Source organism: Pseudomonas sp. Marseille-Q5117 (genome assembly GCF_946901175.1).
Classification (GTDB): Bacteria; Pseudomonadota; Gammaproteobacteria; order Pseudomonadales; family Pseudomonadaceae; genus Aquipseudomonas; species Aquipseudomonas iranensis.
The window spans coordinates 188891-201698 of sequence record NZ_CAMPPP010000005.1 but is presented as its reverse complement, the minus strand read 5'-3'; the positions used below and the strand labels follow the sequence as shown (position 1 = coordinate 201698).

Here is a 12808-nt window from a genome sequence, read left to right as displayed (position 1 = left end):
TCTACGCGCTCAGCTCAATTGATGACGATAGGGCAGATCCGGACCGGTTTTGCTGCAGGTCAGTGCGGCGGCTTGTACGGCGAACCTGAGCATGCTGTCGATTTGCTCGCGGCTCAGTTGCTGCACGCCAGCGACCGAGTCCAGCGAGTGCTCGGTCAGCCACGTGATCAGCGCCGCCTGAAAGGTATCGCCGGCGCCGACCGTATCGGCGATTTTCACCGGAATGGCAGGCACAGACCATGAGCCATGAGCGCGACTGAACACCGTTGCGCCGTCGCCACCGCGCGTCAGAAAGACAATCTGGCAGCGATGTTCGAGCCAGCCTTCAATCACGTTTTGCGGATCCTGTTCGGGGTAGAGCAGGCTCAGGTCTTCGTCGCTGACCTTGATCAGATCGGCCAGTTGCACCAGCGTGGCGATGCGCTCGCGCCACAGGTTGATGTTCGGCTCAGGGTTGAGGCGTACGTTGGGGTCGAGGCTGATCAGGCGTTTGCCGCTTTCGCGCTGAACCAGTTTCAGCAACGTGTCGCCAATCGGCTGCACCACCAGCGAAAACGAGCCGATGTGCAGGCCGCGCACCTCGTCGCCAAGTGTCGGCAGATGCGCCTCGCTCAATTGCCGATCGGCGCAGCCTTCGCCACGGAAGCTGTAATGCGGCGAGCCATTGGCGCCTACCGCGACCATTGCCAGAGTGGTTGGCGCGGCGAAATCCACCAGATAGTCCGGACGCACACCTTCCTCCTGCAGCACTTGCTGCAAACGGCGACCGAGGTAGTCGGTGGACAGGCCGCCGAAGAGCGCCGAGTCCACGCCCAAGCGGCGCAGACCGACGGCGACGTTGAACGGCGAGCCACCGGCAATCGCCTTGAAATTGACTTTCGAGGCCAGACCGCTGGCATCGTTTTCGCTGAAGAAATCAAACAGGGCTTCGCCACACACCAGGTACATAGTTGTTTGCTCGTTATAGGGTTGCGACATGCTGTTGATAGCGTTCGTAGGCCTGCTGGAACGCCGCGACATTGGCGGCGATCGGCAGGGTTTCGCTGCCCGCGTCGAGTTTCACGCAGCGCTCGCACAGCTCGGCCAGGGAGACATCATCGCCGTTAGAGCGCGACGCGCACCACGCCGCTTGAATCGCCGCACCCAGTGCGGCGGCTTCGCTTTGTTCGGTGCAGATCACCGGGGCGTTCATGATGTCGGCGACGATCTGCCGCCACACCGGACTCTTCGAACCGCCGCCGATCAGGCAGATGCGCAGGCTTTGTAAACCATTCTGGCGGAGCAAATCCAGCCCGTAGCGCAAACCGAAGGTGGTGCCTTCGACGGCGGCGCGGCACAGATTGGCTTGGGTCAGGTTGTCGATGGTCAGGCCATGCAGGCTGCCGGTGGCGTGGGGCAGGGCGGGGACGCGTTCGCCGTTGAGAAACGGCAACATGCTCACGCCCTCGGCACCGATCGGTGATTGTGCGACCAGATGGTTGAAGGTCGGCAGATCGAGCTTGAACAGTTCGCGAATCGCCCCGGTGGCGTTGGTCAAATTCATGGTGCAGATCAACGGCAGCCAGCCGCCGCTGGAGGAACAGAACGTGGCAACCGAGGCATCGGCGCTGACGTTCGGCTCCTCCGAATAGGCGTAGACCGTGCCGGAAGAACCGAGGCTCATGGTGATCGCGCCGGGCTGGATATTGCCGGTACCGATGGCGCCCATCATGTTGTCGCCACCGCCGCTCGAGACCACGGCGTTGGGGTTGATGCCGAGTTGCTCGGCGATTGCCGGCAGGAGAGTGCCGACGGCGGCGTGCGCGTCGATCAGCTCCGGCAGCGCGGTTTGCAAACGCCCGCTGGCGTCGATGTCGCGCAGGATCTGCAAATCCCACTGCCGCGTGCGCACATTGAAATAGCCGGTGCCGGAGGCGTCGCCGTATTCGCTGCAGGCGCGGCCGGTGAGCCAGTAGTTGAGGTAGTCGTGAGGCAGCAGAATTCGGGCGATGCGTGCGAACACGTCGGGATGCTGCTCTTTGGTCCAGAGCAGTTTCGACACCGTGTAGCCCGGCGCAATGACCACGCCGAGGCGTTCCAGCGAACCTTTCTCTCCGCCAAGGTGTGCGAGCAAGCGCTCGTTTTCCGGCGTGGTTTCGGTGTCGCACCAGAGCTTGGCCGGACGCAGCACTGCGCCTTGCTCATCGAGCAGCACCAAGCCGTGTTGCTGGCCGGAGACGCCAACGCCACGGATCGCCTGGCCGTCGACGTTTGCCGCTTGCAAGGCCTGGCGGGTGGCGCTGACGAATGCGTCGAGCCACTGTTGAACGTCTTGTTCGCGGCGGCCGTTGGCGCCGCTGATCATCGTGTGCGGCGCCGCGCCCAGACCGAGCACCTGGCCGCTGTCGGCATCGAGGATAATCGCTTTGGTGCCTTGGGTGCCGCAGTCGATACCCAGGAAGAGTTGTTGGCTGGTCACAATGAGGTCCTCAGGATGTCAGGGTGTTTCCGAGTATGGCGGCTATTCGCGAGCAGGCTCGCTCCCACAGGTCAGTGTTCCAACATCACTTGTGGGAGCGAGCCTGCTCGCGAAGACGTCAGTCGCATCGCCGCAGGATCAGGCTAGAACTCGTCCCAGAGTTCGCGAAACCCCAACCTCGCGCAGACTCTGGCAGCACCACTCGAATGCCGCAACAAACTCCGCCGACTTCGGTATCGCCGTGCCGAAAATTTCTTCCACGCCCAACAGGCGCTCGGTGATCAACTCATCGTCCGCCACCAATCCCTGACAGAACGCCGCTCGCGGGTCCGGAATCTCATACGTATCGCCATTCTCATCCACGCCCTTCAAATACAGCGCCCACGCCGCCACGACTAGCGCTGCACGCTTGGTCTCGCGGCCATCGGCAATCAGCCGATTGATCGTCGGCACGGTGAACTTGGGAAACTTCGACGAGCCATCCGAACACACGCGCTCCAGTTGATCGGCAATCGCCTGATTGGAGAACCGCGCCACCAGCGTGTCCTTGTATTCGCTCAGATCAATGCCCGGCACCGGCGCCAGCTGCGGCGTGACATCCAGATCCATATAGGCGCGCATGTACTGCACGAACAGCGGATCGTTCATGGTCTCGTGGACGAAGCGATAACCCTTGAGAAAGCCCAGATACGTCAGCGCTAGATGACTGCCGTTGAGCAGTTTGATTTTCATCTCTTCGTACGGCGAGACATCGTCGGTGAACTGCACGCCGACCTTTTCCCAGGCCGGGCGGCCGTTGACGAATTTGTCCTCCAGCACCCACTGCACAAACGGTTCGCAGACCACCGGCCACGCATCGTCGACGCCGTGTTTGTCGGCCAGTTGCAGGCGATGCGCGGTGCTGGTCATCGGCGTGATGCGGTCGACCATGGCGTTGGGGAAGCTGACGTTCTGCTCGATCCAATCGCGCAATTGCGGATCACGCAGCGCGGCGAACGCCAGCAGCGTCTTGCGCGCGACCGCGCCGTTGTGCGGCAGGTTATCGCAGGACATCACGGTAAATGCCGGAACACCCGCCGCACGGCGTTTGGCCAACGCGGCGCAGAGGAAACCGAATACGGTGCCCGGCGCCTCGGGATGGGCGAGATCGTGTTGAATCTGCGGCAGGTGCGCCATGAACTCGCCGGTGCTGTCGTCGATGCAGTAGCCGCCCTCGGTGATGGTCAGCGAAACGATGCGGATCTGCGGTTCGGCGAGTTTGTCGATCAGCGTTTGCGCGCCATCTTCGGCCAGCAGCATGTCGCGGATCGCGCCGATGACGCGCACTTCGGTGTCATCGCTGTCACCCAGTTCGAACAGAGTGAACAGGTAATCCTGCTCGCGCAGATCATCGCGGGCGCGGCGATCTTCCGGGCGCAGGCCGACGCCGCAGATTGCCCAGTCCAGCGCTTCGCCAGTGTTCATCAAGGCATCGGTGTAATACGCCTGATGGGCACGGTGAAAACCGCCGACGCCGATGTGAGCAATGCCCTGGCGTGTGTCGCCGAGGTCGTAGCCCGGCAGTTGCACTTCGGCGGCGAGGCGGTTGAGGTTCTGTTGGTTGAGTTTCATCGGATAGTCTCGAAATCAGGCGGCAGCGCGCAGTGGGCGGGTCAGCGCCACACCTTCGGCGTCGAACAGGTGGCAGTGAGTCGGGTCCAGACGCAGGCTCAATTGCTCGCCATAACGGCTGGCCAGATCGCCGCGCACGCGCATGGTCAGGGCTTCACCGGCGCTGGTGGTGACGTGGCAGAAGGTGTCGCTGCCGAGGCGTTCGCTGACGTCGGCAGTCACCTGCAACGTGCAGTCGCCGGGTTGCGCCAGCTCTAGATGTTCCGGACGAATGCCCAACGTCACCGCGCTGCCGACGCTGAGGTTGGCGGCGTTGAACGGCAGGGTGATACGCGTGCCGGCGTCCAGCGAAACTTCGCAGCTGGCGCCGTCGATGCGGGCAATCTTGCCTTTGAGGAAACCCATTTTCGGCGTGCCGAGAAAGCCTGCGACAAACAGGTTGGCCGGGTTGTGATAGAGGTCCAGCGGCGAGCCGACCTGTTCGATTCTGCCGCCATTAAGCACCACGACTTTGTCGGCCATGGTCATCGCTTCGACCTGATCGTGGGTCACGTAGATCATCGTTGCTTGCAGGTCCTTGTGCAGGCGCAGCAGCTCCAGACGCATCTGCACGCGCAACGCCGCGTCGAGGTTGGACAGCGGTTCATCGAACAAGAAAATCTTCGGGTTGCGCACGATGGCACGGCCGATCGCCACGCGCTGGCGCTGGCCGCCGGAGAGCTGTTTCGGCTTGCGCTCGAGCATCGGCCCGAGCTCGAGAATCCGCGCCGCTTCGCCAACCTTGCGCTCGACCTCGGCTTTCGGCACGCCGGCCAGATCGAGGGCGAACGACATGTTCTTTTTCACCGTCATGTGCGGGTACAGCGCGTAGGTCTGGAACACCATCGCCAGATCACGCTTGGCCGGGCTGACTTCGGTGATGTCGCGGCCATCGAGTTCGATGGTGCCGCCGCTGACCTCTTCAAGGCCGGCGATCAGGCGCAGCAGGGTGGATTTGCCGCAGCCCGATGGGCCGACGAAGACCACGAATTCCTTGTCGTTCACTTCCAGGTCGATGCCCTTGATGATGGAAAAGCCTTCGAAGCCTTTTTGCAGATTCTTGATTTTCAGGTTGGCCATGAGATGGGCCTCCGCATTGTTGTTTTTCAAGATCAAAAGATCGCAGCCTGCGGCAGCTCCTACAGGAGGTTTATACCGATTGGACATTCCATGTAGGAGCTGCCGAAGGCTGCGATCTTTTGCTTTTCAGTTCATTTCACGGCACCAAACGACAGGCCGCGCACCAGTTGCTTCTGGCTGATCCAGCCAAAGATCAGAATCGGCGCACACGCCAGGGTCGACACCGCCGACAACTTGGCCCAGAACAGCCCTTCGGGGCTTGAATACGAGGCGATCAACGCGGTCAGTGGTGCGGCATTCGAAGAGGTCAGGTTCAGCGACCAGAACGCCTCGTTCCAGCACAGGATCAGCGACAGCAGCACGGTCGAGGCGAGGCCGCCCTTGGCGATCGGCAGCAGCACGCGAACCATTTCCTGCCACAACGTCGCACCGTCGAGGCGGGCGGCTTCGAGGATGTCTTTGGGGATGTCCTTGAAGTAGGTGTAAACCATCCAGACCACGATCGGCAGGTTGATCAGCGTGTAGATCACGATCAGCGCGATGCGCGTGTCGAGCAGGCCGAAACTCTTGGCCAGCAGGTAGATCGGCATCAGCACGCCCACCGGCGGCAGCATTTTGGTCGAGAGCATCCACAGCAGCGTGCCTTTGGTGCGCTGGGTTTCGTAGAACGCCATCGAGTAGGCTGCCGGCACCGCGATCAACAGGCACAGGGCGGTGGCGCTGAAGGAGATCACCACCGAGTTCCAGGCGAAACTGAAGTAATCGCTGCGCTCGTTGATGTGCAGGTAGTTCTCCAGCGTCGGCGTGAAGATGAACTGCGGCGGCGTGGCGAAGGCGTCGATTTCGCTCTTGAAACTGGTCATCACCATCCAGAAGATCGGGAAGAAAATCACGATCGCGATGGCCCAGGCCAGGGTGCCGAGCAGCAGGCTTTGCAGGCGGCGGGATTGTTGGAGGGTCATGGCAGGCCTCACGCTTTGTCAGTCAGGTTTTTGCCGATCATCCGCACCAGAATGATCGCGGCGATGTTGGCGATGACCACCGCAATCAGACCGCCCGCCGAGGCCATGCCGACGTCGAACTGCACCAGCGCCTGGTTGTAGATCAGGTAGGCGAGGTTGGTCGACGCGTAGCCGGGGCCGCCGTTGGTGGTGGTGAAGATTTCGGCGAACACCGAGAGCAGGAAGATCGTTTCAATCATCACCACCACGGCAATCGGCCGCGCCAGATGCGGCAGGGTCAGGTGCCAGAAGATCGCGATCGGGCCGGCACCGTCCAGGCGTGCGGCTTCTTTCTGTTCCTGATCCAGCGATTGCATGGCGGTCATCAGAATCAGGATCGCGAAGGGCAGCCATTGCCACGAAACAATGATGATGATCGACAGCAGCGGGTAGTGCGCCAGCCAGTCCACCGGTTGCGCACCGAACAGCTTCCAGATGTAGGCGAGGATTCCCGAGACCGGGTGGAAGATCAGGTTCTTCCAGATCAGCGCACCGACGGTGGGCATGATGAAGAACGGCGAAATCAGCATCACCCGCACCAGGCCGCGACCGAGGAATTCGCTGGCCTCCAGCAACGCGCTGATCAACACACCGAAGACCACGCTGATAAGCAGCACGCTGCCAACGAGCAACAACGTATTGGTCGCGCCGGGCATGAAACCCGAGTCGGTGAGGAAGTAAGTGAAGTTCTCCAGCCCGACGAATTCGTTTTCGCCGGGGTAGAGCAGGTTGTAGCGGATCATCGAAAAGTACAGGGTCATGCCCAGCGGCACGATCATCCACAGCAGCAACAGCGCCACCGAAGGGCTGACCAGAAACCAGCCGGGATTGCGCACCCGCAGCTTGCGCTGGGGTGGCGACAGTTCGATGTGGGCTTTGGCAGTTGAAGTATTCATGGCATTCACAACCGAGTCATACAGACCTATGGAGATCCCCATGTGGGAGCGAGCCTGCTCGCGAAAGCGCCGGATCAGTGTCATGTGTGTTGGCTGACACGACGCCTTCGCGAGCAGGCTCGCTCCCACAAGAGGCAGGAGCAAGTCGTTCAGCGCTTACTTGGGATAACCCGCGCGCTTCATCTCGCGTTCCGTAGTCTGCTGCGCCGCCGCCAGCGCCTGATCCACCGTGGTCTGGCCGATCAGTGCCGCCGAGAACAGCTTGCCGACTTGGGTGCCCACCGCCTGGAATTCAGGGATGGTCACCAGTTGAATGCCAATGTACGGCACCGGTTTCAGCGTCGGTTTGCTCGGGTCAGCGGCTTTCAGCGATTCCAGCGTCACCTTGGCAAACGGCGCTGCGCTCATGTACGCATCGCTGTAGGTCGAAGCGCGGGTGCCCGGCGGCACGTTGGCGATGCCATCGGTCTTGGCAACCAGTTCGCCGTACTCTTTGGACGTGGCCCAGGCGCTGAAGGTTTTTGCTGCGTCCTTGGCCTTGGAGCTGGTCGGAATCGCCAGCGCCCACGAATACAGCCACGCCGAGCCTTTATCCGTGACCTGATGCGGAGCGAAGGTGAAACCGACATGATCGGCGACCTTGCTCTGAGTCTTGTCGGTGACGAACGAGCCGGCGACGCTGGCATCGACCCAGATCGCGCATTTGCCGCTGTTGAACAGGGCGAGGTTTTCGTTGAAGCCGTTGCTGGATGCGCCCGGCGGGCCGGATTTCTTCATGGTGTTGACGTAGAAATTCAGCGCATTTTTCCATTCCGGGCCGCTGAATTCCGGTTTCCATTGCTCATCGAACCAGCGCGCGCCGTAAGCGTTGGCAACCGTGGTCACCAGCGCCATGTTCTCGCCCCAACCGGCCTTGCCGCGCAGGCAGATGCCGTATTGCTCTTTGTCTTTCTGGGTGAGTTTTTCCGCAAACCCGGCGATCTCTTCCCAGGTCGGCCGCTCCGGCATGGTCAGCCCGGCTGCCTTGAACAGGTCGGTGCGGTAATAGGTGATCGAACTCTCTGCGTAGAACGGCAGCGCATACAGCGAACCCTTCACCGACAGGCCTTCGCGCACCGACGGGAAGACGTCGTCGAGGGCGTAACTGGCCGGCAGATCCTTCATCGGCTCCAGCCAACCCTTGCCGCCCCAGAGTGCGGCTTCGTACATGCCGATGGTCAACACGTCGAACTGGCCGCCCTGAGTGGCGATGTCGGTGGTCAGGCGCTGACGCAGGACGTTTTCTTCCAGCACCACCCAATTGAGCTTGATGTCCGGATGCTCGCTCTCGAAGGTTTTCGAGAGTTTTTGCATACGGATCATGTCGCTGTTGTTGACGGTGGCGATGGTCAGGGTCTGGGCGCCAAGGCTGACGCTGCTGAGGGTCATGCAGGTGAGAGCGAGCAGAGCTTTTGCAGTGGGTTGCATCGTGCACTCCTTTTCTGACACCCGACGGGGCAGAAGGACAGTTATTGTTTTTGTGTCTTCCGAATGCAGGAAGAATCTGCGCTGATTACAGCCCTCAATCGAAGGGCTGACAAATCATCCCTAGCACTTTTGTTGATACTTTTTTGCACTGGGGTTTGAGCGGGGGAACGCAGGGAAGGGCTTTTGCGCGAAGGATCGTTCGCGAATGCGTACAGATTTCGCCAGCCGGGGCACGGTTTTTTGTGGGAGCGAGCCTGCTCGCGAAGACGATATCCCTGTCACAGGGTTCTTGACTGACAGACCGCTTTCGCGAGCAGGCTCGCTCCCACAGGGATAGTGTCGTCAGAGATGGTTCTGTTCAGTCAGCCGCTGCACCGCCAGCCGCCGATAGTGCGACGGCGTCATGCCCTTGAGTTGCTGAAAGCGCCGGTTGAAGTTGGAAATATTGTTGAAGCCCGACTCGAAGCACACCTCGGTCACCGGTTTGTCGCCATCGGCCAGCAACTCACAGGATTTGCTGATGCGCAGGCGGTTGACGAACTCAATGAAGTTGCGCCCGGTCGCCTGTTTGAACACTCGGCTGAAGTAAGTCGGCGTCATGCCCAGATGCTCGGCCACTTCCTCCAGTGAAATGTCCCGGGCGTAATGGCTGAAGATGTAATCGACCGCGCGGTTGGTGCGGTCGATGTTATGTTCGTCGGCCAATTGCGGGGTGGTGGCACCGGACAACAACTGGAAGTCATCACTGGCCGCGAGCAATTCCATCAGGATGAAAAAGTGCCCCAGGCGAGTGATGCCCGTGCTGTCGGCGATCCGTTGCATGAGTGTCATGGCCTGGCGGATCGTGCGTTTGCAGCGGAACTCAATACCGTACTGCGCACGCTCTAGCAGTGGCGCCAGGGATTTCAGCTCAGCGAACACCTGATGGCCGCTCTCGAACAATTCGTCGGTGAAGTTGACCAGCATGTCGCGCTTCTCCACCACTTCATCTTCAGCGACCTGGCTGATCCAGTTGTGCGGCAGGTTGGGACCGGTCAGAAACAGGGTTTCCGGATAGAAGTTGCCGATGTAATCGCCGATGAACACCTTGCCCGAGCTGGCGACGATCAGGTGCAGTTCGTATTCCTTGTGAAAATGCCAGCGCACCAGCGGGCAGGGGAAGCCGTGCTGGCGGTAGATGATGGACAAGCCGTTATGGTCGTCCATCAACTCGTAGGAAGGGTCGGTCACGCGAGCGGTTCGGGTCATGACGAGGCACTTTTTTTATTATCGCTGCGCGATCATGCCTCGTTTTTTGCCATTTGTGCCACTTCCGATCGGCCGTCCGTGGAGACCGTTCAGCTGAGCTTGTCGCGGGCCTTTTGCAAGTTGGCCATTTGGCAGAAACGCACGATGTTCGAATTCTTGATGAAGTCGAAATTGATGATGTTGCACTTGCGCGCCCAATCGGATTTTTCCGGGTCGAACCACTCGTCAAGACTGTCGAGGATTCGCTGTGGCCCGCCGAGTGTGTAACTGGTTGCCGACAGCGACCACGGGCGGCGCGTACTGACAGGTGTGCTCAGTACGTTGTCTATATAGCCATAAAGATCCGAGGTGCTGACCTGTGATTTGCCGATCCACTTGTGATTGACCTGGCTATAAAAGCGGAAGTCCAGGGTTTCCCAGGTCATCGGCGCAGCTACCATAATGCGCTGCAATGGATCGATGGCTTTGAGTTGGCCAATTGTCAGATGCAGATTTTCGGTGGGAATGATCCGTTCCCCAAGGTGCTCCAGCAAAGCTGTTCTGAATTCCTCATGGTTGAATGGATCTGTAGCGTTGGAAAGTTCATGGAAGTCCAGAACGATAAACTCGTTCGGGCTTCTTTCATAAAACCCCTTGAGGTCTCTGATCAGGTCTTCAAGCGTTCGCGAAGAGTTGAATCCATTGTGCTGGAAACGGAATCTCGCCAGTTGTTTCGCCTTGCTGTTGTAAACAAGGCGTACATCAAGTGCGCGAGCGCCGCGATTCAACTGCGAATAAAACGAAACGTCCTGGCAGGCAAGCCAGTTTTTCCCGGGAATCAGGGCATAAGAAGCTTCCCAGTCACAGCCGGCGTTGTGCGCGCCGGGCAGGGTCATTTCGAATAACGAAAGATTATCGATTTGTGGTGAATCAGCCATCCATTGATGGGTTGGTATATCGTCGAAGTTTTCCATGTTGCATATCCTGCGAAGTGGTTGATTAGTTGCGCGCAGGATGTTTATAGGCATGTTAACGTTATTGCGAAAGTTCGCTTTTAATGCAAGTCATGTAATTGATGTAATCAACGCTCTGTTGGATTCAACTGGTTTTTCGCTTCGATCCATTGAGCCATGTATTGAGTGCTTTTGAGTGTGTGATGTCGCAGCATGGCGCCGGTGAAATTGTCGTTTCTAAGTTGTGCCAAGTGTTGTCGGCAATCATCTATCCGGTTGATCAGACGCGGGCCATGTACGCTGCGCTGATAACGTTGCTGCAAAAGTGCCGAAGCCTGAATCTGCGCTTGCTGCCAGCGCGCTGGATCTTCGTACAGTTGCACGGCCTGTTCGGCGAAGGTATTTGCGTCCAGGGCAATGGCGCCCGGCCAAGGAGCATCGCCGTGCATGGCTTCGGCGCCGATCGGTGTCGTTACGCTTGGCGTGCCACAGAGCATGGCATCCACCAGTTTGCCCTTGATTCCCGCGCCAAAGCGCAATGGCGCAAGGCAGACCCGCGCTGCGGACATCACTTCAAGCGCATCTTCGGCCCAGTCCATGATGTGAAAGCCTTGGGCCGGGTTGTGCAATGCGGTGGCTTTGGGCGGCGTATAGGCACCATAGATATGCAGTTGCGCGCGAGGCAAGCGCGCGCGGATCAGCGGCCAGAGCGTGGTCTTCATCCAGAGCACGGCATCCCAGTTTGGCGCGTGACGGAAGTTGCCAATGCTGAGGAAATGCGCGCGCTCTTCGAAACCTGGCGCGGCGGTGTCCGGAAGATCAATCATCAACGGACACCAATGCAGGATTTGCCGAGGCAGGCCAAATTCCTCCACCAGCAGGTCGATCTCGACTTCGGAAATCATCAGGTTCAAATCACACCGGTACAGCGCAGCGATTTCCCGTTTGGCCAGATCGGTGCTCGCCATCAGCTGGAATTCTTCGTGCAATGCCGGTGCGAACAGTTCGGTGAAATCAGTCTGTTCGTCGTCGCTTTTCAGCCGGTCTTTCAGGCGCTGATGACGCGCATGTCGCAGGCTTTGCAGGTCGGAGGTTTCGAGGATGCGCAGGGCGTCCGGACAGTGTTTCTCCACCCGCCAGCCAAACTGTTCTTCCATCATGAACTGATCGAACAGCACGATATCCGGCGCCAACTCGCTGATGAACGTATCAAAGCTGCTGTTGTTGAGTTCGATCGGCACTTCGCGAATGCCCAGCGCGGTCAGATCAGCCTTGTGTTCACCGGGGCCGGCCGGGCTGCTGAACGTGATTTCCCAGCCTTGCTCGAGGAACGCTTCCAGAATCTGCATGACATGCCCGCTGGCCGCCGAAGAGCGGGGCTCGGGCCAGACGTAGCCGATGACCAGGACTTTGGTGGGAACGGAGTGGGACATCACTGAATTCTCGGCGCGTAAAAAAGGGCGCAATTAAACCACAGTGATGTGTGCTCATCGCCAGTGCCGGTTGATCAAGATCGCTCGGGTTCCACCTGATGCTGGTAGATCTGCAGGACTATTCCAGTATGGATTTGACCTTGTCGCGTAACTGGTCAATCGAAAAAGGTTTGCCGATGACATGCATGTCGCCGGGTACTTCGATAGTCTCGGCATAACCACTGGCGAACAGGATGGGCAGAGCAGGGCGCAGCTGACGGGCCTTTTGAGAGAGTTCGCGACCATCCATGCCAGGCAGGCCGTGGTCGGTCATCATCAAATCGATGGCTTTGCCAGGATTCGCAAGGATCTCGAGTGCCGCGTTGCCGTCATCAGCCTCCAATACCGTGTATTCCAGCTCCTCCAGCACATCCACGATGAGCATGCGCACGATGTCGTCATCTTCTACGACAAGGATAGTGGAGGCATTGGCAGACATGGCAGGACTCTCAAAAATTGAAATCGGGGGATACCGGGCAAGCGAATTTTGCCGGACTCTTGCATGAGTAAGTGGCGCATAGCCACAAGTTCCCGAGCTGATACAAAAAAGAACAGGTCAGTGCGGTGCGGCAAGGATAACCGTTGGCGTCGTCCAATGCGCAGG

11 protein-coding genes are annotated in these 12808 nt (G+C 59.3%); all 11 read right to left on the bottom strand.

Annotated features, from left to right (window positions below):
• Positions 1-9: 9 nt before the first annotated feature.
• The gene (locus OC605_RS10980; RefSeq protein ID WP_262137062.1) at positions 10-948 is read right to left on the bottom strand and encodes a carbohydrate kinase family protein; all 939 of its coding nucleotides are present in this window, start codon (positions 946-948) and stop codon (positions 10-12) included.
• A gap of 13 nt (positions 949-961) precedes the next feature.
• Positions 962-2458, bottom strand: a complete 1497-nt coding sequence (xylB, locus tag OC605_RS10975) for a xylulokinase (RefSeq protein ID WP_262137060.1) — start codon at positions 2456-2458, stop codon at positions 962-964.
• A gap of 138 nt (positions 2459-2596) precedes the next feature.
• Positions 2597-4069 carry a mannitol dehydrogenase family protein gene (locus tag OC605_RS10970; protein ID WP_262137059.1) on the bottom strand — a complete coding sequence of 491 codons (1473 nt, stop codon included), beginning with the start codon at positions 4067-4069 and terminating at the stop codon, positions 2597-2599.
• A gap of 15 nt (positions 4070-4084) precedes the next feature.
• The gene (locus OC605_RS10965) at positions 4085-5188 is read right to left on the bottom strand and encodes an ABC transporter ATP-binding protein (RefSeq protein WP_073476158.1); all 1104 of its coding nucleotides are present in this window, start codon (positions 5186-5188) and stop codon (positions 4085-4087) included.
• A 131-nt stretch (positions 5189-5319) separates the two neighbouring features.
• Positions 5320-6150 (bottom strand): carbohydrate ABC transporter permease, encoded by an 831-nt coding sequence (locus tag OC605_RS10960; protein ID WP_016774872.1) that lies wholly within the window; start codon positions 6148-6150, stop codon positions 5320-5322.
• 8 nt (positions 6151-6158) lie between these two features.
• Entirely contained in the window at positions 6159-7085 is a 927-nt protein-coding gene (locus OC605_RS10955) for a carbohydrate ABC transporter permease (protein WP_262137057.1), read from the bottom strand.
• Positions 7086-7241: 156 nt separating this feature from the next.
• Positions 7242-8552, bottom strand: coding sequence for an ABC transporter substrate-binding protein (locus OC605_RS10950; protein ID WP_039761571.1), 1311 nt, complete (start codon positions 8550-8552; stop codon positions 7242-7244).
• A gap of 342 nt (positions 8553-8894) precedes the next feature.
• Positions 8895-9800 carry an AraC family transcriptional regulator gene (locus OC605_RS10945; RefSeq protein ID WP_056789758.1) on the bottom strand — a complete coding sequence of 302 codons (906 nt, stop codon included), beginning with the start codon at positions 9798-9800 and terminating at the stop codon, positions 8895-8897.
• An 89-nt stretch (positions 9801-9889) separates the two neighbouring features.
• Positions 9890-10753: a phospholipase gene (locus OC605_RS10940; protein WP_262137055.1), complete on the bottom strand. Its 864-nt coding sequence runs from the start codon at positions 10751-10753 to the stop codon at positions 9890-9892.
• 107 nt (positions 10754-10860) lie between these two features.
• Positions 10861-12165 (bottom strand): glycosyltransferase, encoded by a 1305-nt coding sequence (locus OC605_RS10935; protein WP_262137053.1) that lies wholly within the window; start codon positions 12163-12165, stop codon positions 10861-10863.
• Positions 12166-12283: 118 nt separating this feature from the next.
• Positions 12284-12643: a response regulator gene (locus OC605_RS10930; protein WP_186569086.1), complete on the bottom strand. Its 360-nt coding sequence runs from the start codon at positions 12641-12643 to the stop codon at positions 12284-12286.
• Between the last annotated feature and the right edge of the window lie 165 nt (positions 12644-12808).

Excerpts from the sequence above, each read along its gene's own strand:
- OC605_RS10980 (WP_262137062.1), bottom strand. The coding sequence starts at position 948 with ATGTACCTGGTGTGTGGCGAAGCCCTGTTTGATTTCTTCAGCGAAAAC.
- OC605_RS10970 (WP_262137059.1), bottom strand. The coding sequence starts at position 4,069 with ATGAAACTCAACCAACAGAACCTCAACCGCCTCGCCGCCGAAGTGCAA.
- OC605_RS10965 (WP_073476158.1), bottom strand. The coding sequence starts at position 5,188 with ATGGCCAACCTGAAAATCAAGAATCTGCAAAAAGGCTTCGAAGGCTTT.
- OC605_RS10960 (WP_016774872.1), bottom strand. The coding sequence starts at position 6,150 with ATGACCCTCCAACAATCCCGCCGCCTGCAAAGCCTGCTGCTCGGCACC.
- OC605_RS10955 (WP_262137057.1), bottom strand. The coding sequence starts at position 7,085 with ATGAATACTTCAACTGCCAAAGCCCACATCGAACTGTCGCCACCCCAG.
- OC605_RS10950 (WP_039761571.1), bottom strand. The coding sequence starts at position 8,552 with ATGCAACCCACTGCAAAAGCTCTGCTCGCTCTCACCTGCATGACCCTC.
- OC605_RS10945 (WP_056789758.1), bottom strand. The coding sequence starts at position 9,800 with ATGACCCGAACCGCTCGCGTGACCGACCCTTCCTACGAGTTGATGGAC.
- OC605_RS10940 (WP_262137055.1), bottom strand. The coding sequence starts at position 10,753 with ATGGAAAACTTCGACGATATACCAACCCATCAATGGATGGCTGATTCA.
- OC605_RS10935 (WP_262137053.1), bottom strand. The coding sequence starts at position 12,165 with ATGTCCCACTCCGTTCCCACCAAAGTCCTGGTCATCGGCTACGTCTGG.
- OC605_RS10930 (WP_186569086.1), bottom strand. The coding sequence starts at position 12,643 with ATGTCTGCCAATGCCTCCACTATCCTTGTCGTAGAAGATGACGACATC.